Origin of the sequence: Acidovorax sp. K2F (assembly GCF_025246485.1) — a bacterium.
GTDB lineage: Bacteria > Pseudomonadota > Gammaproteobacteria > Burkholderiales > Burkholderiaceae_C > Acidovorax > Acidovorax delafieldii.
The window spans coordinates 102,056-127,954 of record NZ_JAOBSQ010000055.1; the positions used below are offsets into that span (position 1 = coordinate 102,056).

A 25,899-nucleotide genomic window follows, 5' to 3' on the forward strand; every position below is an offset into this window, starting at 1 on the left:
GTCACGGGAGCGCTGCGGCACACGGCGCCGCCCACCAGTCCGGCGCCTGCCCCGCAGCGCGTCCCGTGGCGCGCCCTTTTTTTGTCGCCCCCTACTTCACTCCACCACCGCCCTGCAGCCCGCCCAGCACGCTTGTGACCAGGGACTGCAGCGAGCCGTCGTTCCGAAAACCGGCCGCCTCCGCGCGGGGCGTGTGCAAGGCGGGCAGGCGGCCAAACAGCGTTTCGATATGGGCCTCAGGCACATACCGAATCCACTCGGCCGGATCGGCATCCACCGCGCGGGCAATGGCCTGCACGACCTCTTCCACCGAAGAGCGCAGCACCGGAGGTTGCCAGCACCGTTCGGCCGGCAGGCCCTGCGCGGGCAGGCGCGCGGCATGCATCAGGTTGTCCAGACAACACTCCAGCGACATCCACCACGCCGTGGCCTGCGGCGACACGGGGCACATGTAAGCCTGCCGCGCCTGCAGGGCATGGAATATCTGGCTCATGAATGCGGAGCCATAGCCCGTTTCTGCCGGGGGCCGCGCCACGATGCCGGGCAGCCGCAGGCTGCGGCCATCGATATCGCCACGCCGGCTGTAGTCCGCCACCAGCAATTCCGCCATCCACTTGTGCACCCCGTAGCTGAGCGTGGGCTGCGGCCACTGGCGCTCATCGACCGCCTGGGCGCCCAGCGCGCCATACACCGCCACCGAGCTGGCAAACACCAGCCGCGGGACGGGTGCCCGCCCTGCGCGCACTGGGCGCGCCAGCCCTTCGCACAAGGCCACGGTATCCAGCAAATTGGCCTGCACACCCAGCGCAGGCTCACGCTCGGCCAGCGATCCCGGGACACTGGCCAGGTGGAATACGCAGTCGGGCGGATCGTCTTCCAGGGTTTCGAACAAAGCGCGATCGGCAAAGCTACCGACGTGCCATTGCACGCCCGGCGCGCAAGGCGCAGCAGGCCCGACGCGGTCCACCAGCGTCAATCGCAAGGGCGTACCGGGCACGAGTGGGGCGGACTGCAACCGCTCGGCCAGGGCGGCACCAATGAACCCGCCAGCACCGGTAACAACCACATGCATCAGCGTGCCCCCGTGCCTGCAGCCACCACGCGCTGGTGCACCACACCAAAAGGCCCCTCACGACCATCGGGCCAGCGCGCCTGCATGCGCACGGTATCGCCGTAGCGCATGAACGGCGTCTTGGCGGCGCCCTCGTCCAGGATCTCGATCACACGCCGCTCGGCCAGGCAGGCTGAGCCTGCATCGCGGGCCTGGTTGGACACGGTTCCCGAACCGATGATGGTGCCTGCCGTGAGCCGCCGTGTGCGGGCCGCGTGGGCAATGAGCTGGCAGAAGCTGAAGTTCATTTCGCCGCCATGCGGGTGGCCAAACCATTGGCCGTTGGAGTCCACATGCAGCCGCAGATGCACCCGCCCGTTCTGCCAGGCATCGCCCAGTTCATCCGGCGTCACGGCCAGCGGGGCAAAGCTGGTGGAAGGCTTGGCCTGCAAGAATCCAAAGCCCGTCTTCATTTCGTGCGGGCCCAGCGCGCGCAGGCTCCAGTCGTTGATCTGCACCACCAGGCGGACGCAATTCAATGCTGCTTCAGGCGTCACGCCCATGGGCACCGGGCCACAGACGACGCCGAACTCGCCTTCGAAATCGATGCCATCGGCTTCGCTGGCCATCGGTACGTCGTCGTGCGGGCCCAGAAAGTCGTCACTCGCGCCCTGGTACATGACAGGGATCGTGTCGAAATGCGGAATGGGCGGCGTGTTGAAGGCGCGCTCCATCAAGCGTCCATGGTTGAGGAACGCCGACGCATCCAGCCACTGCGGGCTGCGCGGCAAGGGGGCGCTGCATGCGGCGGGATCGAACGTAAAGCTGCCGGTTGCCGTGCCCGCCTCCAGCGCAGCAGCGCGCTCGCGCAGGGCGGGCTCTACAGCATCCCAGTTCTGCAAGGCTGCCAGCAAGCTGGTCGCTATCGGGGCGGTTTCGACGGCCTGCAAGCCGGTGGAAGAAACCAGTACCAGGCGGCCGTCCAGGCTGCCGTCTTTCAGAGTTGCAAATCGCATCGCCAGTCCTATCAGGAAGAAGGTGTTTCCAGTCGCAGCCCCGCCGCCCGGATCACGCGGGCATAGCGGTCGGTCTCTGCAGTCAGAAATGCGCCAAACTCACGCGCACTCTGGGTGGGGGCATCGGCACTGCCCAGCAGGGCCAGCTTTTCGCGCAGCTCGGGCTGGGCCAGGATGCGAACGCATTCGGCATTGAGCCGCGCGATGGCCTCGGTGGGAAGGGCTGCAGGCGCCAACAAGCCAAACCAGCCCGTGACCTGAAAGCCTGCCAGTCCCGGCGTTTCGGCCACGGTGGGCAGATCGGAGGGCAAGGCAGGCGAGCGCTGCGCGCCGGTCTGCGCCAGCAGGCGAATGCGCCCGTCCTTGACCATGGGGGCCACGGCCAGGGCGCTGTTGAACATGAGGTTCACCTGCCCGGCCGCCAGATCATTGAGGGCGGGCGCAGCGCCTTTGTAGGGCACGTGCAGCAACTGCACTCCGGCCTGCTGCGCCAGCATCTCGCCCGCCAGGTGCAGCACATTGCCGACCCCGGCCGATGCGTAGCTGACCTGCCCAGGCTTGCGCCGAGCCAGGTCCATCAGGTCGGACAGACTGCGCACCGGCAGGGCTGCAGGCACGGCAATCACCATGGGCCCGGGGCTGGCCACCAGGGCTACGGGGGCAAAGTCGCGCTGCGTGTCATACGGCAGCCGGGGGTAAAGGCTGCCGTTGATGGCGTGAGCGGCGCTGACCCACAGCAGCGAATGCCCGTCGGTGCTGCGGGCTACGGACTCCGAGGCAATGATGCCGTTGGCACCCGCGCGCGACTCCACCACCACCGGGCTGCCCAGGGCCAGGCCCAGCTTGTCGGCCAGCAGGCGGGCCACCAGGTCCGAACTGCCTCCGGCCGCGAACGGCAGGACGATGCGCAACGGCCGTGTGGGCCAGGTGGCTGCCCAGGTGCTCATGGGCAGCGCCAAGGCACTGGCCAGCAGGGTTCTTCGGTTCAGCATGCCGTGCATGGTTTCAACTCCCATCGCTGATGGTGGTGCCGCCGTCGACCACCAGGTTGTGTCCGGTCACAAAGGCCCCGGCGGGGCTGGCCAGCATGGCGACCACGCCAGCCACTTCCTCGGGTTCTCCGGCGCGCCGCAGCGGCGTGGCCTGGATGCGCCGCGCCATGAAGGCGTCGTCGGCCATGAGCCGCTCAGCCAACGGCGTGCAGATGAGGCCGGGCGATACGGCGTTGACCCGTACGCCCATGGGTCCCCATTCCACAGCCAGGTTGCGCGCCAACTGGGCCAGCGCCGCCTTGGTCAGCCCGTACAGGCCCATCGACCGGTTGCCGCGCAGGCCCGCGATGCTGGAGATGAGCACCGCGCTGCCGCCGCCCCGCGCTGCCATGCCAGGCAGCACCAAGGCACACAGCCGCGCTGCGGCGCACAGGTTGATGTCAAACACCTGCTGCCAGTCTGCATCGCTGGCATTGGCCAAAGGCCCCGCAGGCCCCTGGATACCGGCATTGCAGACAAGGATGTCCAGCGGCCCGGCGCGCTCCACCAGCGCAGCGATGGCCGCAGGCACCGCCATGTCGGCAGCGATACCGATGGCGTTGGGCAACGACGCAGCGACCTGCTCACAGGCCAGCGCATCGCGGTCAGAGACCACCACCCGGGCGCCCTGCTCGGCCAGGGTGCGCGCAATCGCCAGACCCAGGCCCTGGGTGGCCCCCGTAACCAGGGCGGTGCGACCCTGCAGATCAAAGAGACTCATTCGACCTTGATCCCGGCTTGGCGAATGGCCAAGCCCCATCGCTGCGATTCGCTCTGGATGAACTCGCCAAATGCAGAGGGCGCCAGCGGTGCAGGCTCCAGGCCCAGCGGCCGGTAGCGGCCCAGCACCTCAGGCGACTCCAGCGCCGCCACCACCGCCTTGTGCAGCACTTCGACCACCGGCGCAGGCGTGCCCGCGCGCACCATCACACCGTTCCAGCCCGGAGTGTCGAGGTCCGCATGCCCGGCTTCGGTCAGCGTGGGCACCTGGGGCAGCACCTGCAGGCGCAGCTCGCTGCCCACGCTGACCAGCGCGCGCAGCTTGCCTTCGCGCACCAGCGGCAAGCTGGATGCCACCACATCGCACATGAAATCCAGGCGCCCGGCCATCAGGTCCTGCAGCGCGGGCGCTGCGCCCTGGTAGGGCACATGGGTCATGCGCGAACGCGTCTTGATGCGCAGCTGCTCGGTCCACACATGGGGCTGGCTGCCCTGCCCGTACGAGCCATAGTTGAGCCCATCACCCGCAGCCGCCGCGCGCAGCAGGTCGGCCAGAGTCTGGAACGGACTGCCCGCAGGCACGACCACGACCAGCGGCGACTTGAACAAGCGCGTCAGGGGGGCAAAGTCCTTGAGAGGGCTGAAGCTCAGCTTGGCGTACAGAGCCGGGTACATGGCCAGCGGGCCGATGTCTGCGTACAGCAAGGTGTGGCCATCGGCGGGCTGCTGCTTGACGTACTGAGCCGCCAGTTGCGCGGCACCTCCGGGCTTGTTTTCCACGACCACGGCTTGCTGCATGCGCTCTCCCAGCTTCTGCACCAGCAGGCGCGACATCGCGTCGCCAAAGCCCCCGGCCGGGTAAGGTACCACCCAGCTCAAAGGGCGCGCGGGATACGGGGCCTGCGCCCACGCCCAGGGGACCACCGCTGCGGACGCTGCAGCGCCCAGCCATTGACGGCGCGTGCTCATGGCTGCTCCTTGGCAGGTGCGGCCACTGACTCATCAAAGCGCCCGTCCACCAGCACAAACAGCATGCGGCACGGCGCGCCCGAACGGTTGGCCCATGCGTGGTTGGTACCCCGCTGCACCACCACGCTGCCGGGGCGCAGTGGCACTTCGCCTTCGTCCAGCACCAGCGTCAGTTCGCCTTCAATCACCACGCCGTAGTCCACCGATTCGGTACGGTGCATCAGCGGGTGGGGGGAGTCGGTTTTCACCGTGGAGGCGGCCGCATCGCCAATCTGGCTGAAGGCGTCATGCATGCGCTCGGCACCCCGTGCGAGGAACTCGGGCGTATCGGGCGGAATGTCCACGAACCGGATGCGCGTGCCACCCTGCGGGGGCGGCAGCACCAGCGGACCGAGCGTAGGGTCCGGGCCGTTGTCCACGACGGCGGGCGATTGCAATGTGCTCCAGACCTCATGGAACACCGTACCGGGAATGGCCGCAATCTCGACCACGGTGGGCAGCGGCCCCTGGCTGGCGACCACGGCCCGGCCTTGAGTGTTGTGGCCCGTGACCACGCGGTGGATGGATGGAAAACCCATGAACGGACTCCTCAGTCTTCAAAAATGGCGACCGCGCGCGTCCAGCCTGCCGAGGCACCGCGGATCTTGTGGGGGAAGCAGCTGATCGTGAACCCCGTGGCCGGCAGCGCCTCTAGGTTGTGCAACTTCTCAAGATGGCAGTAGCCGATGTCGCGGCCCGCCTTGTGGCCCTCCCAGATCAGGGCCTTGTTGCCTGTCTCGGCCACGCGCTGGGCGGTGTACGAAAACGGCGCATCCCAGCTCCAGGCATCGGTGCCCGTGAGGCGCACACCGCGCTCCAGCAGGTACATCGTCGCTTCGTAGCCCATGCCACACCCCGCGCCCAGGTAGTCCTTGTGCCCGTAGCGCGACCCAGCGCGGGTGTTGACCACCACGATGTCGAGCGGCTGCAGCGTGTGGCCGATGCGGGCCAGCTCGGCCTGCACATCGGCGGCGGTGGCGACGTAGCCATCGGGCAGGTGGCGAAAGTCCAGCTTCACACCCGGCTGAAAGCACCATTCCAGCGGCACCTCGTCAATGGTGATGGAGGGACGGGCTCCGCCGTTCTTCGCGTCCTGCGTGGAGTGGAAGTGCCACGGCGCATCCAGGTGCGTGCCGTTGTGCGTGGTCAGCGTCACCCATTCGGCGGCAGCTGCTTCGCCATCCGGGTAGTCCTCAGGCTGGGTGCCCGGGATCATGGCCATGAACTCGGGCAGCGTGTCGGCGTGCTTCTGGTACGTGATCTTGGGCGCCAGGGGGGGCGGGTCGGAGAGGACATCGTTTTCCAGGTAGATGGAAAGGTCCACAAAGCGGCGTTGGGGTTTGGTCATGGCAGGGGTACAAAGCTCACTCAGGCACCACGCCCACGGTTCGGGCGAGGGCCTGGTGGATCTGGATTTCGGATTGGTAGAAGTGGTCCAGGGCGGCCAGTGACAGAGGCTCCTGGGGCTCGGTGCCATTGGCGCGCAGAAAGCTCTGGACCTCGGTGTCGCGCAGGGCCACACCAAAGGCCTGGTGCAGGCGACGCACCGCCGCGTCGGGGGTATTGCGCGCCACCAGCAGCGCGCCCCAGGCGGTGTATTCAAAGCCCTTGAGCGCCGCAGACTGCTGGCTCAATGGCGCGACGTGCGGCAGCAGCGCAGGCGCATTGGCGGCGGTGCTGCCGAAGGCGCGCAGCTTGCCCGTCTCCAGCATGTTCAGCGACGCGCCGCCCAGCGGCACAAAGGACAGATCGATCTGATTGCCCATGAGGTCTTGCACGACCGGTGGCACACCCCGGTACGGCACATGCACCAGCGGCACGCCACACAGGCGCGCCCACTGTGTCCCCATCAGGTGGATCATCGAACCTTGACCGATGTGCCCAAAGGTCAGCGGCTTGCCAGCGGCCGCCGCTTGCCGCGCAATATCCAGCAACTGTGCATGGGTGGTGGCGGGCATGTCGGTCCGGCCTGCCAGCACGTAGCTGGTCCGCCCCAGCGTGCCGATGGCACGCATCTGCTCGGGCTTGTACCGCGCGCTGGCCAGAGACAAGGGCGTGAGGATGGGCTCGGTCTGCGACGCAACGACCAGCGTTGCACCATCGGCTGGCGCGTTCAGCATTCGCTGCACACCGATGGAGCCCCCAGCGCCCGGCAGGTTCTCGATGACGATGGTCTGACCCAGTTCGCGCTGCATCACTGTCTGCAGCTTGCGGGCGAACACGTCGCTGGGGTTGCCCGCAGGCTGGGGCACGATGAAGGTGACGTGCCGCCCCGACTGCGCGCGGCCCCACGGCGCAGCCATGCCCGCTGCCGCCGCCACCAGACAGGCGCGGCGGCTGAGCCGAGCCTGCTGGGTCTGCACTGAGGCAAAAGGCGTGCTCATGCCATGCCTTTCACTGCGACTGCAGTACCCGGAGCACGATGAATGCGTGCAAATGCATAGACCGCCACTGCATCAATCACCAAGGCGGCCACCCCCAAGCTGCCATAGCCCCAGGCCTTGACCAGCGTGCCACCGAGGATGGGCCCAATGGCCGCACCAAACATCAGCATGGCAGGAGTCGCGGCCAGCGCACGGCCACTGGGGTCCAGCCGCGCCAGCACGCCAAAGGCAAAGGTGTGCGTGAAGATCATCACGGCCGCAAACACGGCGGCGGCCGCCGCATAGGGTGCAAACATGGACGAGTTCATGATCACCACCACCAGCAAAGCCTGCAGCGCAGGTCCCGCCAGCAGCACGTTGCGGGCTGCCCAGCGCTTTTCCAGCACCGCCGCCAGGGCCGCAGGGAAGAGGTTGACCACCCCCAGGGCAATGAGCACCCCGGTGACCGCCTGCAGGCCATAACCACGGTCGCTGCCCACGCGCTCCAGAAAGCTGAAGGTCATGGACTGCACCAATCCCAGGGCCGCGATGCCTGTCACGCCCCACCAGACGGCGGCAGGCAAAGGCGTGGCAGGCGTCCGTGAACGCTCCGCACCACCCGCTATGTCAGGCGCGGGAAACGCCACTGCCGCAGTCATCGCCCCCACCGCCATGACACCGGCAAACACCTGGAACAGCACCGGCCCGCCCTGCTGCGCCACCAGCACCGGCGTGCCGCCAAGGAACACGATGGCAAACACCCCCAGCGCCATGCCCACCAGCGCGAACAGGCGGTGGGGGTTCTGGCTGCGGGCGATGGTGCCATGCGTAACGCTCAGGGCCGCGCCCGCAGCCACCCCGGCAACGCCGTGCAACAGGGCCAGCAAGGCAAACTGTTGCGTGGTGGAGGCTGCGGCAAATGCCACGGCAGCGCCAGCAAACCCTGTGGTAGCCACGCTGCGCCCACGCAGCAGCTGGAAGAACGGCGCCAGCACCAGGCTAGCCGCGACCGCCCCGGCCAGAAACAAGGTAGCCAGCAGGCCCGCCTGCTGCGGGTCGAAGTGGTACACCGAGATCAGCGTGCCCACCCACACCGGCAACGCGACCAGATCGACCATGCCCGCGCAATGGCCCACCATCAGGGCCACGCGGCCCCGCAGCGAATTGGTTGTGATCATGGCGACCTCGCTTCAGATGGGCTGGGCCAACGCCATGAGGGACTCCCGCATGATGCGTGAGTGCTCTTCCTTGTCGCCCCCGTCGATCTCGATCTCGCCCAGGCGTGCCGAGTTCTCCACCACCATGCGGCAGCGCTCCCAGCGGCGGCTTTCAAAGGCCGCCAACGCAGCCGGCACGTCGCCCGCTGACTGCGCCAGTTCATCGGCCAGTACCAGCGCGTCCTCGATGCCGATGCAGGCGCCCGATGCAAGGTGGGGCGTGGTGGCGTGCACCGTGTCGCCGATCAGCACCACGCGCCCACGGGACCAGGGTCGGGGCATGAGCAGCCCTTCCAGCGGGCGGTACACGATCTGCGAGTCCGGGCCGATCTGGCTGCGGATAGCCTGCAGCGTGGGGGCAGTAAAGCCCTCCAGCAGCGCGCGCAGGGCGTCCACAAACGTCGCTGGATCGACATGGTCGTTGGTGGGGCGCGGCTCGGTGACGAAGAGGTACATCTCGGTCTTGGAGACCGGGTTCACGCCGGGTTTGATCTGGGGCCCCATCCACATGGTGGCCGTCTCGATCTCTGGCGGCCGGGGCAGCACGGCGCGCCACACCGCCTGGCCGCTGTAGCGCGGCCGGGGGGCGTTTTCAAACACGGCTTCGCGCACCTTGGAGTAGAGCCCGTCCGCGCCGATCACCAGGTCATAGCGCTGGCGCTGGCCGTCGGTGAAAGTCACCAGCACCCCGTCAGCCTGCTGGTCGATGGCAGCGAAGGTGCAGCCCAGACGGACATTGGCGCCCGCTGCGCGGGTGGCCTCGGCCAGGATGCGGGCCAGCACCGGGCGCAGGATGGCGCCGCCACCCGGCACATCGTCGCCCGCAATGCGGGGCGTGGGCAGCGTGGCCACCAGGGGGCCATGGGGGAGGTGCAGGTTCACGCCGTCCGAGGCGTTGCCCTGGGCCAGAAAGGCCTCCAGAACACCCAGGCGCCGCAGCGCCCGCAGCGTCGCGCCCCCCAGGCTGATGCCGGCGCCATAGCTGCGCCAGCCGGGGTCGATCTCGACCAGATCCACCTTGGCGCCCTGCTTGCTCAGCTCAATGGCCGCTGCCATGCCGGAAAATCCGCCGCCAATAACCAGGATGCGTTGGGAAGATAGGCTCATGGGTTTGTCTCCTTGTTCATTTTTTTGGATTCGCCAGATGGACGTCGCCATTGGCTTGCAGGACCAGGGGTACGGGGGTGAGCGCATCGCCCAGGCACGGCCCCAGAGTGCACACCCCGGTGACGATGTCAAACAGTGCGCCATGGGCCGCACAGACGATGCGGTCACCGGCCGTGTTCAGATACCGGTCCTTGCGCCATGCCATCGGGACGCCATCGTGGGGGCAGACGTTGGCATAGGCATGCAACCGCAGGCCCTGCCGCACGACGATGACCGTGTCCTGGCCGTGGCCTGCGGGGTCAAAGCCCCGCGAGGCACCGTCGGGCAGGTCGCTCCAGTGGCACAGCTTCATGGTGCCGGCTCAATGGTGCGCCTGCGCTGGCGGCGGGCCCGAGGGCGCCCACTTCTCGCGGTGCTGGAACAGGAACAGCTGCGAGGCATCGGCGCTCATCGGCACCTCCCGCGGCGCCCAGGTGTTGTCATGTTGGTCCATGTCGGCGTCGTATTCGACATGGCAGCCCAGGGGCGAGTTGAAGTACCAGAACCAGTTGCTGCCGAACCGGTGGCGCCCGGGGCCCCAGAAGCTCTGGTAGCCCTTCTCCACAAAGCGGGTGCCGGCCAGCAGCAACTCAGTGGGGCCGCCCATGTGGAAGGTGAAGTGCTCGCAGCCTTTCATGAACGGGGGCGTCTGGATCATGAACAGCGTGTGGTGGTCTTGCGTGCCCGCAGGGCGCAGGAAGGGGCCGACGCCCGTGAACCGGTCTGTGCAGACAAAACCCAGGCGGGCATAAAACGCCTCGGCCTTGGCCGCGTCCGGAACGAAGTACACGACATGCGACAGCGAGCGGGGTCGCGCCACCAGGTCTGGCGGCAGACCCAGCGCGTTGGGAGCCCGCTGCGGCGCGGCCCCGGGGGCGTTGACGGATTCGGCAGGCATCGACAGCGGCTTGCGCACGGTGACCTGGAACGCGAGGGCAAAGCCCAGGTCGTCCGTGGTGCGCAGCACGCCGCCCTGGCGCACCACCACGCGGTCGCGGGTCAGTTCGGCCTCGATGGTATCGAGCGTGGCCGCGTCGGCTACGCCGTAGACGGTTTCGCGCAGCAGGCTGGCTGTGCCCAGCGAAGGCGGCAACTCCGGGTCGTCATGAGCGCGTATTTCCACGGCTGTCCCGTCCAGCGCCTCGAAGCGCCCGCCCTGTGCCGTCACCCCGACCGGGGTCAGCCCGTAGTCCGTCAGGTACTGCGCGCAGGCGGCGATGTCGTCCACGCCAAAAACCAGCGCGTCGGGTCCAATGATGTTCATCTCTTGATCCTTTGTGGTGTCAGTGGTGCGGTGGGGCTTCAAGCCCTGCAGGCGGTGTGTCCGCCCAGGACTTCTGCCACCCAATCCGCGATGTAGTGGCCCGCATTGATGCTGTTGTCAAAGCTCGCGTGCTGCGAGCCGCCTTCGCGGTCGGTGAACACCTTGAGTTCTCGCCGGGGGCTATTGACCAGCTGCTCGTAGGTGCGGTGCGCCCACTTCAGCGGGATTTGCGAATCACGCTCGCCGTGCGTGACCAGGAAAGGCACGCGGATCTTCTCGACCACGCCGTCCAGGTGCACGTTCTGCGCGATCCGCATGAAGTCGTCGATGTCCTTGGCACCCCATACCCAGCACACGTGGGCCCAGTAGTGCGGCACCGGGAAGTCGCCTTCTTTCTGCAAGCGGCGTTCTTGCACGTCCCGCCAGTCGTGGTTCGCGCCCCAGGCCACGCCGCAGGCAAAGCGCGGCTCCATCGCCACACTGCGCGGGCAGTAGTAGCCTCCCAGGGACACGCCTTCGCAGCCGATGCGCTTCGGGTCCACGGCGGGGTGTTGCTCCAGCCAGTCCACCACGCGGCTGGCCCAGTGCTCGGTGTCGTACCGCGCGGTCAGTCCGTGCAGACGCAGGGCTTCGCCGGTCCCTGGCTGATCCACCACCAGGGAGGACACGCCACGGTGGGCCAGCCACGCAGGCAGTCCAACCAGGTGCTTCATTTCCTTGGTCGAGTCCAGCCCGTTGAGCTGCACCAGAATCGGCGCCCGCTGGCCCGGCCGGAGCCCCTTGGCCGGGTAATAGAGGGCAGAGAGGTGGGTTCCCTCGTACGGAATTTCCACGCGCTCCAATGGATCGCCCAGCAGGGCCGAGCCTTTGAGGAACAGCTCCAGTTCGCGGCGGTAGATGGTCAGGCGGCCCGGTGCGTTGTGCGCCTGCAGCCGCTCAGCGGTGATCAGGTAGCTCGCAGCGCGCCGGTACTTCTCACCGGCCGAAAGCATGCGACCCCGGGTTTCGTCTTCTTCAGCCAGTCCGCAGAGCTTGTCGGCCATGCGCACCCAGGTCTCGCGAAAAGCCTGCGTGCCCGCAGCGTCCGGGGCCTTGGCGGCCTCTTGCAGGGGGGCGCACATCTCCTCGATTTCGCCGATCCGCGCGCCCATTTCAATGGCGAGATCGACGGACAGGTTCCAGACGTAGTTGGTGGGGAAATACTTGAACATCTATTTCAGACTCAGGGTTGGGAACTGCGGGGGCGCGGCGTGATGCCGATGCTGGAGAAGAAGCGGGCCGTGGCGGGGTCTGCGAAGTCCGGCACAAAGCGGAAGGCCCGGATCTGGCCGCCCTCGATGCGCAGCGCATCGCTGCCGACGATGCGCTCCACGCCCGCCTTCTCATACAGCGGGCTGCGCACCTCCAGCCGGGCGGTCAACTCACTGGCGCGCACCTCCACCGAAAGCACAGTGAGCCGTGCGCGCGGCTGCACCACGGTCTGGTCGATGTAGAGCGCCAGGCAGGTCGGGTTGTCCATCGGCGCAGTGCAAGCCGGGTAGTCCGATCGCTCGACATCCGGGGCGATCAGCGCACGCACCGCACCCATGTCTGCCGCGTGCACGGCCTGCACATAGCGGTCGAAAACCGCCTGCAGCTCGGCGGGCGTGGCGGCATGGACCAGCGCGCAGGCGGCCATCAGGGGCAACGCCATCAGAGATTTGTGGGTCATGGTGTGCAGTGCGGAATGTGCGAGGTCAGTGCTTGATCCACAGAGGAATGGCGATCCCGATGCCCAGCACGTTGTTCTTGGTGGTATTGGCGGCGTAGAGGCCCCGCTGGTAGCTCAGGCTCACGCTGAAGGGGCCGGCGTTGTAGTTGAGCGAGGGCCCCAGCGCAAAGCTGCGTGCGCGGTTGTCCTGGATGGTGGCGCCGCCTTGCTTGTCGTCCGTGAACTGGTGAAGGTACGAACCCACCATGCCCATCTTCCAGGGGCCGACGTTCCAGCCAGCGGTGAATTCGCCCACATAGCCGCTGCCCGAGCGGTAATGGGTGGTGCTGTTTTCACGGTTCACCATCAGGCGGTTGATGAGGCCAATATCCAGGCCGCTCGGATCGGTGTGGCGAATCCCGAGCACCGGCTGGACCGAGGTGTAGCCGGTGGACACGCTGGGCCGGTGCGGGTCGTAGGAGCCATTGGGCAGCGCGATGTCCAAGCCCGCCACGGCATAGGTCTTGTCTGTCAGGCTCCAGCGCAGCACGGCGGGCGAGACGGTGATGTTGGCCACCCCGCTGTGCCGCTCGCCGTGGCCGGCGACGTCGGTGCGCAAGGAGACGGCAGGAATCACCAGCTGCGAATACAGCCGTGCGCCCAGCACCGTCATGTCGTAGGACGCCAGCAGCCGCGTGGTGGCCGAGGTTGCGCTCAGCTTGAACGGGATGGGTCGCTTGTCACCGTGGTTGTCATACAGACCGCTGGAGGTGGTGTGGTGCACCTGCTCCAGCACAAACAACCCGGGAATGGGCGGCAGGCCGGCCACGTATTCGCCGGTCGATCCGACCGGGAAGGGCGACACGCCCCCTTCGAAAGCCTGGGCCTGGGGTGCGCCCAGCAGGCTCAGCAACATGCAGCCCGCCGCCTGCCCGGCGCGGGAAAGTACCGTCTTCATCGTTGTCTCCTTTTTCTACGCATCCAGCCAGGCTGGGCGTGTTTTCGCTTTGCTCGACAGGGCCTCGGTAGCACGGGTGGGCCCCTCATCGGGTCTGCCAGGTGGCAGGACGGGAGCGAGATTAAGATCGGCCTTAACTTAGATCAAATGGATTGATTCCATTCGCAGTATTGATTTCATGAATAGCTCAGGGACTCTGCGGCCCCCTGTTGCACCTGGCTGGGTGCACGGAAGAAACCACATGCCCTCATCGATGCCTGCTGCCCATGCGCTTTAACAAACTGGACCTGAACCTGCTCGTGGCACTGGACGCCCTGCTCACCGAACGCAGCATCAGCCGCGCCGGGGAGCGCCTGCACCTGAGCCAGCCCGCCACCAGCAACGCGCTGGCGCGCCTGCGCACCTATTTCGACGATGAGCTGCTGGTGCAGCAAGGCCGCACCATGGTGCTGACGCCGCGTGCCGAGGGGCTGCTGGACCCCGTGCGCGAGGTCCTGATGCGCATCGACAGCACCATCGCAGAAAAGCCCCGGTTCGACCCCGCCACCTCCACCCGCAGCTTCACCCTGCTGGTGTCCGATTTCACGACCACGGTGCTCATGCAACCGCTGATCGAGCAGCTGTTTCAGGAAGCGCCCGGGGTGCAACTGCACCTGCGTGCGCAGAACAACCGGCCTGTCGAGCAGTTGGAGGAATACGGGGCCGACGTCCTCATCATTCCCGAGCAATACGCCTCGCCCAGGCACCCGAGCGTCACGCTGTTCGAGGAAACCTACCTGTGCATCACCTGGGAGGGAAACCCCCACATCTCCGAAGCGCTGAGCTTTGACGACTACCTGGCCGCCGGCCATGTGGTGGCCGACTATTCGGGCGCGCGGCACATCCCGGCGTTCGACGGCTGGTTTCTCGAACGCTTTGGCGTGAAGCGCCGCATCGAGATCTCGGCGCCCACCATGGCCGCCCTGCCCAGCCTGGTGATTGGCACCCACCGTGTGGCCACGGTGCACAAACGCATCGCCCTGCGTGCCGTTCAGCTTGGCCTGCCCGTGCGCATCTGGGAGCCGCCCCTGGAGATTCCGCCCATGCGCCAGAAACTGCAGTGGCACCGGCACCGCGACAAGGACCCTGGGCTGGAGTGGCTGCGCGAGCGGGCCATGGCCGTGGCCGCACGCATCTAGCCCACCCATGCCGCTGCGCTGCGTGCAGTGCAGTGCAGTGCAGTGCAGTGCGGTGGGGTGGGGTGCGCAAAATGTCCCGTTTTGATCGGAAACCTGGCCGAACACTGCCGCTATGGGCGGGGTGTGCAAGCCACAATCGGAGCCCGTCCACGGCCACTCCCGCAACACCATGCCCTCTTCCCTGCGCCCCCGCGACCTCGCCCTGGCCCTGCTCGTCATCGTGGTCTGGGGCCTCAATTTCGCCGTCATCAAGGTGGGCGTGGCCGGTGTGCCGCCCCTGCTGCTGGGAGCGCTGCGCTACCTGCTCGCAGCCTTCCCCGCACTGCTGTTCGTCAAGCCTCCCAAGGTGCCGCTGAGGCTGTACCTGCTGTACGGCATGACCATGGCCGTGGGCCAGTTTGCTCTGCTGTTCACCGCCATCCACATCGGCATGCCCTCGGGCCTGGCGTCGCTGGTGTTGCAGTCGCAGTCGTTCTTCACCCTGCTGCTGGCCGCGTGGTGGCTGCGCGAGAAATGGCACGGTAACCAGGTGGCGGGCCTGGCGCTGGCGGGCTGCGGGCTGGTGCTGATCGGCAGCGCGCATGGCGCCTCCATGCCCCTGGCAGGCTTTGCGCTCACGGTGGCGGCAGCCGCCATGTGGGGCTGCGGCAATATCGTCACGCGTGCCGTGGGGCGGTATGGGCCAATGAACCAGTTTGCCTTCATCGTCTGGTCCAGCGTAGTGGCGCCACTGCCTTTTGTGGCGCTGTCGCTGTGGCTGGATGGGCCCGCCACGGTGTGGGCGGCCGTGCAGCACCTGTCCTTCCAATCGATGGCCGCCGTGGCCTATATCGCGTGGATTTCGACGCTGCTGGGCTTCGGGCTGTGGACCTACCTCATGTCGCGCTACCCCGTGAACCGCGTGGCGCCCTTCACGCTGCTGGTGCCCGTGGTGGGCCTGACCACGGGCTGGGTGGCGTTTGGCGAGCAGTTGCTGCCCGTGCACTTTGCAGGCGCCGGGCTCTTGATGGCGGGCTTGGTAGTCAACGTGTTTGGCGGCCCGGCCTGGGCGGCCATGATGGGACGGCTGCGCGGCGCCCAGTAGACGGTCGGTCGGACGCAGGCCGCTACACCGCCAGCGGCAACTCGGTGGTCGAGAGCACGTTGCGCAGCACCATGAACGAGCGGACCTGCCGCACCCCCGGCAGGTAGAGCAGCTGCTCGGCATGCAGGCGGTTGAAACTGTCGTTGTCGCGCGTGCGCACCAGCATGAAGTAGTCGAACTCGCCGGTGACCACATGGCATTCCATGCAGCCGGATACCTTGGCAGCCGCCTTTTCAAACTCGGCAAACGACTCGGGCGTGGAGCGGTCCAGCACCACCCCAATCATCACCAGCATGCCCGCACCCACCGCCTGGGGGTTGAGCAGCGCCACCACCTTGTCGATGAGTCCCAGGCGCCTGAGGCGCTCCACCCTGCGCAGGCAGGCGGGCGGGCTCAGATGCACCTTCTCGGCCAGCGCGACGTTGGACAACGACGCATCACGCTGCAGCTGGCGCAGGATGGCTTTGTCGGTACGGTCCAGCTCGGCCGAGACATCAGCCTGCGGCGCATTCTTGGGACGAACTTTTGTTGCGCTCATAGATCACCCAGAGAAATATTTATCCCTGACATTCTGATCCATCAACCTGAAACACTGAAATTTTGGAAAATTTTGCAACCACTTGACGCGCGTGTTTTTCTACGATGAAGGCACTGCAAGCCCCCCCGCTTGCGCCCCCTCTTCATCGACCGGAACACCGCCATGAACCTGCAGAAATTTGCCCGCCATCCGCTCACCTTCGGCCCCTCTCCCATCACGGCGCTGCCGCGCCTGTCGGCCCACCTCGGCGGCAAGGTGCACCTGTATGCCAAGCGCGAGGACTGCAACTCGGGCCTCGCCTTCGGCGGCAACAAGACGCGCAAGCTCGAATACCTGATCCCCGAGGCGATTGCGGGCGGCTACGACACGCTGGTCTCCATCGGCGGCATCCAGTCCAACCAGACGCGCCAGGTGGCCGCCGTGGCTGCACACCTGGGCATGAAGTGCGTGCTGGTGCAAGAGAACTGGGTGAACTACTCCGACGCGGTGTACGACCGCGTGGGCAACATCGAGATGAGCCGCATCATGGGCGCCGACGTACGCCTGGACGCAGCGGGCTTTGACATCGGCATTCGCCCCAGCTGGGAACAGGCCATGGAAGACGTGAAGAAGGCTGGCGGCAAGCCCTTCCCCATCCCCGCAGGCTGCTCCGAGCACCCGTACGGTGGCCTGGGCTTTGTGGGCTTTGCCGAGGAGGTGCGCCAGCAAGAAAAAGAGCTGGGCTTCCAGTTCGACTACATCGTCGTGTGCTCGGTCACGGGCAGCACGCAGGCGGGCATGGTGGTGGGCTTTGCGGCCGACGGCCGGGCGCGCAAGGTGATCGGCATCGACGCATCCGCCAAGCCCGAAAAAACCCATGCCCAGGTGCTGCGCATCGCACAGAACACGGCCAAGCTGGTAGAACTGGGCCAGGAGATCACGGCCGAGGACGTGATCCTGGACACCCGCTACGGCGGCCCCGAGTACGGCCTGCCCAACGAGGGCACGCTCGAAGCCATCCGCCTGTGCGCCCGCCAGGAGGGCATGCTGACCGACCCGGTGTACGAAGGCAAGTCCATGCACGGAATGATCGATATGGTGCGAAAGGGCGAATTCCCCGAAGGCTCCCGCGTGCTCTATGCGCACCTGGGAGGGGTGCCGGCGTTGAACGCCTACAGCTTTCTTTTTCGCAACGGCTGATGCGTCCAGCGAGCAGCGACGGCTGGCACAGCTGGCCGGGCTGTCGTTGATCTGAGCACCTGTTCAAAGGGCCCTTGACCGCCAGGCAAGGGCCCCGCCCGTACCCCCGATCCAAGGAGCCCCCATGAAGTGCTTGCAGCTTGTCAGTCGGCGTAGCGTGATCCTCGTGGCGGCAGCCGCCGCGGGGCTGGGACTCGGCACGTGGCGACTCGCCCATGCCGACGGTTATCCCGCCAAGCCGGTGCAGTTGGTCGTGCCCTTTCCGCCGGGGGGCGCCGTGGACATCGTGGGCCGCACCATCAGCAAGAAGCTGGGCGACCGCCTGGGCCAGCCCATCGTGGTCGAGAACAAGGCGGGCGCGGGCACCGTGGTCGGCGCGGCGTATGTGGCCAATGCGCCTGCCGATGGCTACACGCTGCTGATCAGTTCTGGCTCCACCTTCACCGTAAACCCCGCGCTGAACGCCAAGCTGCCCTACGACCCCGTCAAAAGCTACGAGCCCGTCGGCCTCGTCGCCCGTGTGCCCCTGATTCTGCTGGCCCACCGCGATGTGCCCGTCAACAACCTCCGGCAGCTGATCGCTGCCGTTCAGCGCACGCCCGACAAGTTCTCCTACGGCTCGTTTGGCAACGGAACCACGGGGCATTTCGCAGCCGAGCTGACCTGGTCGGCCGCGGGCATCAAGCTGATGCACGTGCCTTACCGGGGCAGCGCCCCCGCCATGGCAGACCTGATGGGCGGGCAGATTCCCTTCACCATCGACACCGTGGCGGCAGCGCTGCCACAGCTCAAGGCAGGCAAGATCAAGGCCATTGCCGTCACGGGCGCCACGCGGGCCACGCAGCTGCCCGACGTGCCCACGGTGGCAGAAAGTGGCTTTACCGGCTTCTCTGCCGATTCCTGGCTGGCCGTAGTCGCGCCGCGCGGCCTGCCCGCCGAGGCCAAGGCCAAATTGCACAAGGCCCTGGCCGAGACCCTGGCAGACGCCGAAATCCGCAGCAAGCTCATCGCCGCAGGGCTGGAGCCGTCTTACGCCACGGGCGATGCCGTGCTGGCTCAAATCGAGGACGAGCTGCCACGCATGCGTGCGATTGCGCAACGGGCGCAAATTCGGGCGGACTGAACCCGCCCAGCCACGGGCGGCTTGCACTCTTGGCCGTCAGGCCGCCAGCAGCTTCTGCACCCGCTCGCGCAGCAGTGTGGGCTGCACCTCGGTCGATGCCACGGCAGAGCCCACATTCAGCCCCACCCGGCTGTAGAACCCCCGGCGAAACGGCCGCACCATGGCGCCGCCCTTTTCAATGCGGCTGAAGTACGAGCCCCACAGGTTGGTCAGCGCCATGGGGATCACCGGAGCCTCTACGCCCTCTGCACGCGCACGCTCGATGATCTTCATGATGCCGCCCTTGAACTCCTGCAATTGCCCGTCCTTGGTGATGCCCCCCTCAGGGAAGATGGCCAGCAGATCGCCTTCGCGCAACACCTGGGCCGCGCGGTCAAAGGCCGCTTCGTAGGTCTTCGGGTCTTCCTTGTACGGCGCAATCGGGATCGCCTTGGCCAGGCGGAACAGCCAGCCCAGCACGGGTACGCGGAAGATGCGGTGGTCCATCACGAAGTAGATGGGGCGCGGGCTGGCCGCCATGAGCAGCACCGCATCCACAAAGCTCACGTGGTTGCACGCCAAGATGGCTGCGCCGGTGGACGGCAGGTTCTCGTCACCTTGCACCTTGAAGCGGTACACGAACCGCGAAGACACCCAGGCCACAAAGCGCAGCAGGTACTCGGGCACCAGCATGAAGATATAGAACGCCACCACGGCGTTGGCCAGGCCGGTGAAAAGGAAAATCTGCGGCACCGTGAAACCCGTGCCCAGCAAGGCGCCGGCGATGAGCGAACTGCCGATCATGAACAGCGCGTTCAGGATGTTGTTGGCCGCGATGATGCGCGCGCGGTGCGTGGGCTGGCTGCGCATCTGGATCAGTGCATACATGGGCACGCTGTACAGGCCCGCAAACAGGCTGAGCAGCGCCAGGTCCAGCATCACGCGCCAGTGCGCACCCTGGGCCATGAAGGCGGCCAGGCCCATGATCTCGGACGCCGGCAGGCTGCGCGACGCGAAATACAGGTCGATGGAGAACACGCTCATGCCGATGGCGCCCAGCGGCACCAGGCCGATCTCGACGTGTCGGCGCGAGAGCACCTCGCACAGCAGCGAGCCCACACCAATGCCGATGGAGAACACCACCAGCAGCAGCGACGCCACCTGCTCGTTGCCATGCAGCACGTTCTTGGCCAGGCTGGGGAACTGGCTCAGGAACACCGCGCCGAAGAACCACATCCAGCTGATGCCCAGCAGCGAGCGAAACACCACGATGTTCTCGTGCGCCAGCTTGAGGTTGCGCCAGGTTTCGGTGAAGGGATTCCAGTTGATGGTCAGGCCCGGATCGGTGGCCGGCACCGAGGGGATGAACTGCGCCACCGCACGCCCGACCAGTGCCGCCACCACACAGGCCACGGCCACCGTGGTGTGGCCGATGCCCGGGATGGCCACCAGCAATCCACCCGCCACATTGCCCAGCAGGATGGCCACAAACGTGCCCATCTCGACCATGCCGTTGCCGCCCGTCAGCTCACGCTCGTTGAGCACCTGGGGCATGTAGGCAAACTTGACCGGGCCAAACAGCGTGGAGTGCACGCCCATCAAGAAGGTGCACAGCAGCAGGATGGGGATATTGCCCGCGATGAAACCCACGGCCGCCACCAGCATGATGGCGATCTCCAGGTTCTTCACGAAGCGGATCATCTTCGTCTTGTCGTACTTGTCGGTCAGCTGGCCCGAAGTGGCCGAGAACAGCAAGAACGGCAGGATGAACAGGGCGCCGATCACCAGCCCTGCCATGGCCGGCGGCAGCCAGTCCACGCTGAGCTGGTAGGTCACCATCACCGTGAAGGCGAACTTGAAGAGGTTGTCATTGGCCGCCCCAGAGAACTGGGTCCAGAAGAATGGCGCAAACCGCCGCTGGCGCAGCAAGGCAAACTGGTTCGGGTCCTCGTGCGTGGGCGCGGGGGCCACGCTGGTGGAGGCGGTGTCGGGGCTCATGCGTTTCTCCTCGTTTCCGATGGGTTGGCTTGTTGGAATTTTCCGGACCTGCGCTTCATGCGCCGGATCTGCGGGCGACACCCACGGCGTGGGCGCCATTCTGCCCGGACGGCATGACCAGCGACATCGCCGCCGCGTCACTGTGGCGCAAAGCCACCAGCGACCCAAGTGCCGTCAGCACCGGCCAGGCCGCGCCCGCCGCCAGCACATGCTTGAGGCTGTGGCCTGACACCCATCCGCCCGTGGCCTCGAACACCGAGTGGTCTGCCGCCTCCAGCAGCTTGGCCAGGGCGTACAGCACCACCACCACGCCCAGGTGCAGCGCCAGACCATCGACCCGGCGTGGAAGGCATGCCAGCACCAGCACCACCAGCAAACCGCCCAGTTGCACCACGGCCCAGGGCAACAGGTTGCCGGTGTGCACCCAGGCCCACACGGCCATCGGCCCGGCCAGCAGCACGGTGCCAGCGGCGGCCACGCCCGCCCGCGCGCTCACCCGGCTGGCGGCCGCTAGGCCCAGCAGCCCCGCAAAGGGCAGGACCATGCCCAGGCGGTCCCACAGCAGGCCTGCGTCCTGCGGCTGCCAGTGGTACAGAGCAGAGCCTGCGGCGGTGCACAGCAGCCCGCCAAAGAACAGGGCGGCCAGCGCACGGGAGGTGGCGTCCAGCGTGGCCGGCGGCACACGGCGCAGCACCCACCAACCCCATGCACCTGCCAAGGCAAAGGCCAGGTTGCTCAACACATCCAGCGCACAGGGGATGCCCCACAACGTGCGCTGGTCGGCAAAGTCATGCTGGTGCGCACTGGCGGGCAGCACCGGGCCGAACAGCGCCAGGGCAAGTAGTGCAGTCGCGCCCAGCAGCAAGCCGGTTTCGGGACCCGACAGTCGCGATAGCGTTGCCAGGCCGCGCGCACGAAGGGGAGTCACAGGGGAAGAAGACATCACACACACCGTAGAAAGTGAACGATGCCGCGCAGTGTGGGCAGCGGCCGCATCGGCCGCCTCAAAAAGTCGCGCAAGGGGCTACCCACGCACCTTCGGGTATTGATAATCGATACCCAGGAGCCCCGCACCATGAGCACGACCGCCGACCTCGTCACCGCCCTGAAAAAAGAACTCAAGACCGCTCAGATGACCTACGCCGACCTGGCGCAGGCGCTGGGCATGGCCGAGTCCAGCGTCAAGCGCATGCTGGCCAAGGGCGACATGCCGCTGTCGCGCATCGACGCCATCTGCCGCGCGCTGGCGCTGGACTTTGCCGACCTGGCGCGGCGCGTGGCCGACGAGCAGCCCTTGCTGAAAGAGCTGACCCACGAGCAGGAAAAAGCCGTGGTGGCCGACAAGAAGCTGCTGCTGATGGCGATCTGTGTGCTGAGCCAGTGGACGCTGGAGCAGGTGACCGGCTACTACCGCCTGACGGACGCCGAAGGCATCAAGTACCTGGCACAGCTGGACCGCATCGGCATCATCGAGCTGCGGCCGCTCAACCGCTACCGCCTCAAGCTGGCCAAGACCTTCCGCTGGCGCCCACATGGCCCGGTGATGAACTACTTCCGCGACCATGCGCTGCTGGACTACTTTGCGGGCGGCTTTGACGGACTGGGCGAAGGCGTGCTGCTGGTGCACGGCAACATCAGCCGCAGTCTGGCGCCCGCCTTCATGGAGCGCATGCAGCGCGTGGCGCAGGACTTTGCCCAGCAGCACTTGGCCGACCAGAAGCTGCCCGACCGCGAGCGCGAGGGCTACACCCTGCTGCTGGCCATGCGCAGCTGGGAGTTCGAGGCGTTTGCCAGCATGCGGCGGTAAGCCTCCCGCCGATTTCGCGGGCCCCAGCAAGCGGCAGCCGTCGCTGCCCGCCAACTTCTGCCCTTGGTTGAGTGCAGCGGCCGCCTCACAGGTGCGGGGACTGGCCGCAGTGCCATGAACCAGCCTCCAATCACTATCTTTTTGATAGCTATCGGCGCATGAAACACCTGCGCATGGGGCTAAAAACGCCTCAAAACCCTCCTTGCGCCCGGCAAGAGGTGGCTTGACGCCACAAACAGAAACAACTATTCTTTAAATTGCAAATTTAATCAATTTAAGAATAGTCAAATGAAAACCACCCGCCAGCAACAAGACGCCACGCGCCGCCAGATCGTGGCCAGCGCGGTGGATCTCATGACCCGCCAGGGCTTTGACGGCACGACGATGAAAGACATCGCGCGGGCCGCCGGTATCGGCGACGCCACGATCTACAAATACTTCCCCACCAAGGACCGCATCGTGCTGGGCTACCTGGACGACGTGGCCCACCAGGCGCTGGCCGACACGCTGCAGACGCCGGGCTTTGCGGGCTACGGCCTGCAAGAAAAGCTGCAGCGCCTGACCGATGCCGTGCTGGAGCGCCTGCTGGCCGACCGCGAGTTCGTGGCCCAGGTGCGCGGCCTGGCCCGGCGCTCGCCGCTGTCGATGCTGGCCGAGCCGCTGGCAGCGCGCCAAAACCTGCGCGATGCGGTGGCGGGCTTTCTGGAAGCCGCCGAGGCCAGCGGCGAGATCGAGCCCTGCGACTTCAAGGGCCTGGCGGGCAGCCTCTACACCGACTACCTGGCGGGTGTGGTGAGTTACTGGCTGGCCGACACCTCCGACGAATTTGCCGACACCACGCAGCTGGTGGACCTGTCGCTGGGCGTGCTGGTGCAGGCGCTGCGCGGCGGGCTGGTCAACCGCGTGCTGCAACTGGGCGGCTTTGTGCTGCGCAGCCAGATGGCCCGCATGGTGCAACACGGCAGCGGCCTGATGGGCATGCTGCACATGGCCCAGCAGGCCATGGCCAGCGCCCCCACAGCCCGGGCACCTGCTCCCATGGCAGCCGCCGCCGCAAGCCCGGCCACCACGCCTTCGCAGCCCCCCCGAGCACCGCGCAAGCCCCGCGCTGCCACGCCCCCCACCGGGGCACCGGCCGCCCAGCCCAAAGCCACGCCCCGCAAGAAAAAGAGCGCTCCATGAATGCGACCCCTGCCCTCGCCGCGCCCACCACCGCGCGCGCCACACAAGTGCCGCCCGGCACCGCCATCCACGCCACACTGCCGGGCGCAGATTTTTTTGATGCCTACGAGGTGGCCGACCGGCACCCCACACGCTCTGCCCTGCAGTCGTGGCTGGACGTGGCGGCCCGCACCCCGGCATGGACCCGCGCCCTCATGTTCGCGCGCAACAAGGCCGTGCGCCTGGTGGGCCTGAAGGACCTGGGCCAGTTGGACGATGGCCATCCGCACGCCAGTGGCCAGCCTCTGCGCGACGCGCGCAGTTACCGCGTGGGCGACCGCGTCGGCATCTTCCGCATCCGGCATCTGAGCGACACCGAGGTGGTGATGGGCCAGGACGACAAGCACCTGGACGTGCAGGTGTCCATCTGCAAACAGCCCGCCGCCGCTGGCGCCACGCCCCGCGTGGTGCTGAGCACGGTGGTGCACATCCACAACACACTCGGCCATGCCTACATGGCGGTGATCACGCCCATCCACCGTGTCATAGCGCGCGGCACGGCGCAGCGCCTGGCAGACCATGGCCAAAACTGACTCGGAAGCACCCCGCACCGGCAAGCTGGCCCGCAGTGCCATCACGGGGCTGGCGGCAGCGCGCATCGGCATGGCCGAGCTCTCGCACCGCACGCGCAAGCGCTCGGCCCAGGCGCAGGCCGAGCACGAGGCAGCACTGGGCCGCATCCTGTTTGCTGCGCTGGGGCAGCTGCGCGGCTCAGCGCTCAAGGTGTCACAGCTGCTCAGCATGCACCCGGGCCTGCTGCCCGACGGCGTGCGCAGCGAACTGGCTCGCGCCCACCACCAGGCCCCGCCGCTCAACCGAGCCCTGGTGGGCCGCGTGTTCCGCCAGGCCTTCGGGCAGGAGCCAGAGGCGCTGTTCGACCACTTTGAACCCGCTGCATTTGCCGCCGCCAGCCTGGGCCAGGTGCACCGCGCACAGCTGGCCGGCCACGGCACGGTGGCTGTCAAGGTGCAGTACCCCGGCATTGCCGCCACCATTGCGAGCGACATGCAACTGATGCGCGCCGCGCTGCGCGCGCTGGCCCACACCGACATGCCTTTGCCTGCGGATGCCGTGCTGGACAGCGTGATGACCGAGATCGAGGCCACGCTGCTGCGCGAGGTGGACTACCTGCAGGAGGCTGAACAAATGCAGTGGTTCGCCCAGCACGCGGCCAGGCCAGGCGTGGTGATGGCGCAGCCCCTGCTCTCGTACACGCGGGCCCAGGTGCTCACGCAGCAATTTCTGCCCGGCCAGCCGCTGCAGGCCTGGCTGGCCACACAGCCATCGCAGGAGCTGCGTGACCAGGCTGGGCAGCACCTGTGGGACTGGTTCATGCACTGCATTTTTGTGCTGGGGCGGGTGCATGCCGACCCGCATCCGGGCAACTTTCTGTTCGCGCCCGATGGCACGGTGGGCGTGCTCGACTTTGGCTGCACGCGTGCCCTGCCCAGCGCATTCCGGGCGCAGGTGGTGCAGGCGTGGTCGGCCCTGCTGCGCGCCCCCGCCGACCCCGCGCGCAACGCGCAGGTGCTGCAGGCCTACCAGGCGCTGGGGCTCTTGCGCAAGGACCTGACCGTGCAGGCCTACGCCAGCGAACTCGCCCCCGCACTGGCCGAGATGCAGGCCTGGCAGATGGAGCCCTTCACCCAGCCGGTGTTTGACTTTGGCACCAAGACACCGCCGCCCATCACCCCCGGCCAGCACCAGCGCGTGCTGGGCCAGCACCTGGCCCAGGTCCCTGGCGAGATGCCCGCATTCGAGCGCATGTGGATGGGGCTGATGCACCTGCTGACGCAGCTGGGTGCCCGCGTGCACACCCGGGCACCCGAGGCGCTGGCCATTCACCCATGACCAACACGGCGCTGACCCTGGCGGCAGCCGGGCTGGCCCTGGTGGGTGTGGCCCATTCGGTGCTGGGAGAGCTTCTGCTGTTTCGCAGCCTGCGCACGCAGGGGCACCAAACGGCGAGGCGCCTGGAGCCCGGCACTGCGCGGCAGGTGCTGCACACCCCGCACCTGCGCATCCTGTGGGGCACTTGGCATGTGGCCTCTGTGCTGTGCTGGGCGTTGAGCGCCCTGCTCTGGCGCCTGGGCACCGCGCCTTGGGACGCTGCCCTGGGCGCCTGGGCCGCCGATGTGGTGGGCCTTGCCACCCTGGCCAGTGGCGTGCTGGTGTTCTTTGCCACGCATGGCAGACACCCGGCATGGTGTGCTTTGCTGGTGATTGCGGCGCTGGTGTGGTGGCGCTGAAGCAAGCCATCGCGGGCGGGTGAATGGGGGACGCCGACGCAGGATGCCTGGGCAGTCGTGACAAACATCACGATGCAAC

The 25,899-nt window shown here is 67.0% G+C and carries 27 protein-coding genes; 9 read left to right on the forward strand and 18 right to left on the reverse strand.

Annotated features, from left to right (window positions below):
- Positions 1-91: 91 nt before the first annotated feature.
- The 15 genes from N4G42_RS21810 to N4G42_RS21880 are packed head-to-tail and all read right to left on the reverse strand — an operon-like array spanning position 92 to position 13,464.
- On the reverse strand, positions 92-1,072 hold the full coding sequence (locus N4G42_RS21810) for an NAD-dependent epimerase/dehydratase family protein (RefSeq protein ID WP_260668711.1): 981 nt from the start codon (positions 1,070-1,072) through the stop codon (positions 92-94).
- Positions 1,072-2,067, reverse strand: coding sequence for a fumarylacetoacetate hydrolase family protein (locus N4G42_RS21815; protein WP_056065502.1), 996 nt, complete (start codon positions 2,065-2,067; stop codon positions 1,072-1,074). The genes N4G42_RS21810 and N4G42_RS21815 overlap by 1 nt, the downstream gene beginning before the upstream one ends.
- Before the next feature lie 11 nt (positions 2,068-2,078).
- Positions 2,079-3,068, reverse strand: coding sequence for a tripartite tricarboxylate transporter substrate binding protein (locus tag N4G42_RS21820; protein ID WP_056065499.1), 990 nt, complete (start codon positions 3,066-3,068; stop codon positions 2,079-2,081).
- Between the two features lie 4 nt (positions 3,069-3,072).
- On the reverse strand, positions 3,073-3,819 hold the full coding sequence (locus N4G42_RS21825; RefSeq protein ID WP_056065496.1) for an SDR family NAD(P)-dependent oxidoreductase: 747 nt from the start codon (positions 3,817-3,819) through the stop codon (positions 3,073-3,075).
- On the reverse strand, positions 3,816-4,787 hold the full coding sequence (locus N4G42_RS21830; RefSeq protein ID WP_260668712.1) for a Bug family tripartite tricarboxylate transporter substrate binding protein: 972 nt from the start codon (positions 4,785-4,787) through the stop codon (positions 3,816-3,818). The genes N4G42_RS21825 and N4G42_RS21830 overlap by 4 nt, the downstream gene beginning before the upstream one ends.
- Positions 4,784-5,365 (reverse strand): cupin domain-containing protein, encoded by a 582-nt coding sequence (locus tag N4G42_RS21835; protein WP_108500000.1) that lies wholly within the window; start codon positions 5,363-5,365, stop codon positions 4,784-4,786. The genes N4G42_RS21830 and N4G42_RS21835 overlap by 4 nt, the downstream gene beginning before the upstream one ends.
- A gap of 11 nt (positions 5,366-5,376) precedes the next feature.
- Complete coding sequence (locus N4G42_RS21840) at positions 5,377-6,174, reverse strand: cyclase family protein (protein WP_260668713.1); 798 nt, start codon at positions 6,172-6,174, stop codon at positions 5,377-5,379.
- 16 nt (positions 6,175-6,190) lie between these two features.
- Positions 6,191-7,210 carry a tripartite tricarboxylate transporter substrate binding protein gene (locus N4G42_RS21845; protein WP_099729124.1) on the reverse strand — a complete coding sequence of 340 codons (1,020 nt, stop codon included), beginning with the start codon at positions 7,208-7,210 and terminating at the stop codon, positions 6,191-6,193.
- Positions 7,207-8,367 (reverse strand): MFS transporter, encoded by a 1,161-nt coding sequence (locus N4G42_RS21850; RefSeq protein WP_260668714.1) that lies wholly within the window; start codon positions 8,365-8,367, stop codon positions 7,207-7,209. The genes N4G42_RS21845 and N4G42_RS21850 overlap by 4 nt, the downstream gene beginning before the upstream one ends.
- 12 nt (positions 8,368-8,379) lie before the next feature.
- A complete protein-coding gene (locus N4G42_RS21855) occupies positions 8,380-9,513 on the reverse strand; it encodes an FAD-dependent oxidoreductase (protein WP_260668715.1) in 1,134 nt (377 codons plus the stop codon).
- Between the two features lie 16 nt (positions 9,514-9,529).
- On the reverse strand, positions 9,530-9,865 hold the full coding sequence (locus tag N4G42_RS21860) for a Rieske (2Fe-2S) protein (RefSeq protein WP_260668716.1): 336 nt from the start codon (positions 9,863-9,865) through the stop codon (positions 9,530-9,532).
- A 9-nt stretch (positions 9,866-9,874) separates the two neighbouring features.
- Positions 9,875-10,816 (reverse strand): VOC family protein, encoded by a 942-nt coding sequence (locus N4G42_RS21865; protein ID WP_260668717.1) that lies wholly within the window; start codon positions 10,814-10,816, stop codon positions 9,875-9,877.
- Between the two features lie 38 nt (positions 10,817-10,854).
- Positions 10,855-12,027: an alpha/beta hydrolase family protein gene (locus tag N4G42_RS21870; RefSeq protein WP_260668718.1), complete on the reverse strand. Its 1,173-nt coding sequence runs from the start codon at positions 12,025-12,027 to the stop codon at positions 10,855-10,857.
- Between the two features lie 11 nt (positions 12,028-12,038).
- Complete coding sequence (locus tag N4G42_RS21875; protein WP_260668719.1) at positions 12,039-12,527, reverse strand: hypothetical protein; 489 nt, start codon at positions 12,525-12,527, stop codon at positions 12,039-12,041.
- Between the two features lie 25 nt (positions 12,528-12,552).
- A complete protein-coding gene (locus tag N4G42_RS21880) occupies positions 12,553-13,464 on the reverse strand; it encodes a transporter (protein ID WP_260668720.1) in 912 nt (303 codons plus the stop codon).
- Positions 13,465-13,730: 266 nt separating this feature from the next.
- On the opposite strand from N4G42_RS21880, the gene N4G42_RS21885 reads away from it, so the two are divergent.
- Positions 13,731-14,642 carry a LysR family transcriptional regulator gene (locus tag N4G42_RS21885; RefSeq protein WP_056065468.1) on the forward strand — a complete coding sequence of 304 codons (912 nt, stop codon included), beginning with the start codon at positions 13,731-13,733 and terminating at the stop codon, positions 14,640-14,642.
- A gap of 169 nt (positions 14,643-14,811) precedes the next feature.
- Positions 14,812-15,726, forward strand: coding sequence for an EamA family transporter (locus tag N4G42_RS21890; RefSeq protein ID WP_056065464.1), 915 nt, complete (start codon positions 14,812-14,814; stop codon positions 15,724-15,726).
- Between the two features lie 22 nt (positions 15,727-15,748).
- Here N4G42_RS21890 and N4G42_RS21895 read toward each other — a convergent pair whose 3' ends face one another.
- Positions 15,749-16,264, reverse strand: a complete 516-nt coding sequence (locus N4G42_RS21895) for an Lrp/AsnC family transcriptional regulator (protein ID WP_056065461.1) — start codon at positions 16,262-16,264, stop codon at positions 15,749-15,751.
- 162 nt (positions 16,265-16,426) lie between these two features.
- On the opposite strand from N4G42_RS21895, the gene N4G42_RS21900 reads away from it, so the two are divergent.
- Positions 16,427-17,443, forward strand: coding sequence for a 1-aminocyclopropane-1-carboxylate deaminase (locus N4G42_RS21900; protein ID WP_116750176.1), 1,017 nt, complete (start codon positions 16,427-16,429; stop codon positions 17,441-17,443).
- A 124-nt stretch (positions 17,444-17,567) separates the two neighbouring features.
- Positions 17,568-18,566, forward strand: coding sequence for a Bug family tripartite tricarboxylate transporter substrate binding protein (locus N4G42_RS21905; protein ID WP_260668721.1), 999 nt, complete (start codon positions 17,568-17,570; stop codon positions 18,564-18,566).
- A gap of 36 nt (positions 18,567-18,602) precedes the next feature.
- Here the strand turns inward: N4G42_RS21905 and N4G42_RS21910 are convergent, their stop codons facing one another.
- Both N4G42_RS21910 and N4G42_RS21915 read right to left on the reverse strand, forming a co-directional pair.
- Positions 18,603-20,543, reverse strand: coding sequence for an MFS transporter (locus N4G42_RS21910; protein ID WP_260668722.1), 1,941 nt, complete (start codon positions 20,541-20,543; stop codon positions 18,603-18,605).
- Positions 20,544-20,598: 55 nt separating this feature from the next.
- On the reverse strand, positions 20,599-21,486 hold the full coding sequence (locus tag N4G42_RS21915) for a hypothetical protein (protein WP_260668723.1): 888 nt from the start codon (positions 21,484-21,486) through the stop codon (positions 20,599-20,601).
- A gap of 132 nt (positions 21,487-21,618) precedes the next feature.
- On the opposite strand from N4G42_RS21915, the gene N4G42_RS21920 reads away from it, so the two are divergent.
- From N4G42_RS21920 to N4G42_RS21940, 5 genes are all read left to right on the forward strand, one after another.
- Positions 21,619-22,350, forward strand: a complete 732-nt coding sequence (locus N4G42_RS21920) for a helix-turn-helix domain-containing protein (RefSeq protein WP_056065456.1) — start codon at positions 21,619-21,621, stop codon at positions 22,348-22,350.
- Positions 22,351-22,638: 288 nt separating this feature from the next.
- Entirely contained in the window at positions 22,639-23,532 is an 894-nt protein-coding gene (locus tag N4G42_RS21925; protein WP_260668724.1) for a TetR/AcrR family transcriptional regulator, read from the forward strand.
- Positions 23,529-24,104, forward strand: a complete 576-nt coding sequence (locus N4G42_RS21930; RefSeq protein ID WP_260668725.1) for a DUF2867 domain-containing protein — start codon at positions 23,529-23,531, stop codon at positions 24,102-24,104. The genes N4G42_RS21925 and N4G42_RS21930 overlap by 4 nt, the downstream gene beginning before the upstream one ends.
- A complete protein-coding gene (locus N4G42_RS21935) occupies positions 24,091-25,422 on the forward strand; it encodes an ABC1 kinase family protein (protein WP_260668726.1) in 1,332 nt (443 codons plus the stop codon). Before N4G42_RS21930 ends, N4G42_RS21935 begins: the two co-directional genes overlap by 14 nt.
- Entirely contained in the window at positions 25,419-25,820 is a 402-nt protein-coding gene (locus tag N4G42_RS21940; RefSeq protein WP_056065444.1) for a hypothetical protein, read from the forward strand. The genes N4G42_RS21935 and N4G42_RS21940 overlap by 4 nt, the downstream gene beginning before the upstream one ends.
- Positions 25,821-25,899: the final 79 nt, after the last annotated feature.

Excerpts from the sequence above, each read along its gene's own strand:
- N4G42_RS21915 (WP_260668723.1), bottom strand. The coding sequence starts at position 21,486 with ATGTCTTCTTCCCCTGTGACTCCCCTTCGTGCGCGCGGCCTGGCAACG.
- N4G42_RS21885 (WP_056065468.1), top strand. The coding sequence starts at position 13,731 with ATGCGCTTTAACAAACTGGACCTGAACCTGCTCGTGGCACTGGACGCC.
- N4G42_RS21820 (WP_056065499.1), bottom strand. The coding sequence starts at position 3,068 with ATGCACGGCATGCTGAACCGAAGAACCCTGCTGGCCAGTGCCTTGGCG.
- N4G42_RS21930 (WP_260668725.1), top strand. The coding sequence starts at position 23,529 with ATGAATGCGACCCCTGCCCTCGCCGCGCCCACCACCGCGCGCGCCACA.
- N4G42_RS21900 (WP_116750176.1), top strand. The coding sequence starts at position 16,427 with ATGAACCTGCAGAAATTTGCCCGCCATCCGCTCACCTTCGGCCCCTCT.
- N4G42_RS21870 (WP_260668718.1), bottom strand. The coding sequence starts at position 12,027 with ATGTTCAAGTATTTCCCCACCAACTACGTCTGGAACCTGTCCGTCGAT.
- N4G42_RS21845 (WP_099729124.1), bottom strand. The coding sequence starts at position 7,210 with ATGAGCACGCCTTTTGCCTCAGTGCAGACCCAGCAGGCTCGGCTCAGC.
- N4G42_RS21935 (WP_260668726.1), top strand. The coding sequence starts at position 24,091 with ATGGCCAAAACTGACTCGGAAGCACCCCGCACCGGCAAGCTGGCCCGC.
- N4G42_RS21895 (WP_056065461.1), bottom strand. The coding sequence starts at position 16,264 with ATGAGCGCAACAAAAGTTCGTCCCAAGAATGCGCCGCAGGCTGATGTC.
- N4G42_RS21925 (WP_260668724.1), top strand. The coding sequence starts at position 22,639 with ATGAAAACCACCCGCCAGCAACAAGACGCCACGCGCCGCCAGATCGTG.
- N4G42_RS21920 (WP_056065456.1), top strand. The coding sequence starts at position 21,619 with ATGAGCACGACCGCCGACCTCGTCACCGCCCTGAAAAAAGAACTCAAG.
- N4G42_RS21810 (WP_260668711.1), bottom strand. The coding sequence starts at position 1,072 with ATGCATGTGGTTGTTACCGGTGCTGGCGGGTTCATTGGTGCCGCCCTG.
- N4G42_RS21840 (WP_260668713.1), bottom strand. The coding sequence starts at position 6,174 with ATGACCAAACCCCAACGCCGCTTTGTGGACCTTTCCATCTACCTGGAA.
- N4G42_RS21940 (WP_056065444.1), top strand. The coding sequence starts at position 25,419 with ATGACCAACACGGCGCTGACCCTGGCGGCAGCCGGGCTGGCCCTGGTG.
- N4G42_RS21865 (WP_260668717.1), bottom strand. The coding sequence starts at position 10,816 with ATGAACATCATTGGACCCGACGCGCTGGTTTTTGGCGTGGACGACATC.
- N4G42_RS21825 (WP_056065496.1), bottom strand. The coding sequence starts at position 3,819 with ATGAGTCTCTTTGATCTGCAGGGTCGCACCGCCCTGGTTACGGGGGCC.
- N4G42_RS21910 (WP_260668722.1), bottom strand. The coding sequence starts at position 20,543 with ATGAGCCCCGACACCGCCTCCACCAGCGTGGCCCCCGCGCCCACGCAC.
- N4G42_RS21835 (WP_108500000.1), bottom strand. The coding sequence starts at position 5,365 with ATGGGTTTTCCATCCATCCACCGCGTGGTCACGGGCCACAACACTCAA.
- N4G42_RS21830 (WP_260668712.1), bottom strand. The coding sequence starts at position 4,787 with ATGAGCACGCGCCGTCAATGGCTGGGCGCTGCAGCGTCCGCAGCGGTG.
- N4G42_RS21850 (WP_260668714.1), bottom strand. The coding sequence starts at position 8,367 with ATGATCACAACCAATTCGCTGCGGGGCCGCGTGGCCCTGATGGTGGGC.
- N4G42_RS21855 (WP_260668715.1), bottom strand. The coding sequence starts at position 9,513 with ATGAGCCTATCTTCCCAACGCATCCTGGTTATTGGCGGCGGATTTTCC.
- N4G42_RS21905 (WP_260668721.1), top strand. The coding sequence starts at position 17,568 with ATGAAGTGCTTGCAGCTTGTCAGTCGGCGTAGCGTGATCCTCGTGGCG.
- N4G42_RS21815 (WP_056065502.1), bottom strand. The coding sequence starts at position 2,067 with ATGCGATTTGCAACTCTGAAAGACGGCAGCCTGGACGGCCGCCTGGTA.
- N4G42_RS21880 (WP_260668720.1), bottom strand. The coding sequence starts at position 13,464 with ATGAAGACGGTACTTTCCCGCGCCGGGCAGGCGGCGGGCTGCATGTTG.
- N4G42_RS21890 (WP_056065464.1), top strand. The coding sequence starts at position 14,812 with ATGCCCTCTTCCCTGCGCCCCCGCGACCTCGCCCTGGCCCTGCTCGTC.
- N4G42_RS21875 (WP_260668719.1), bottom strand. The coding sequence starts at position 12,527 with ATGACCCACAAATCTCTGATGGCGTTGCCCCTGATGGCCGCCTGCGCG.
- N4G42_RS21860 (WP_260668716.1), bottom strand. The coding sequence starts at position 9,865 with ATGAAGCTGTGCCACTGGAGCGACCTGCCCGACGGTGCCTCGCGGGGC.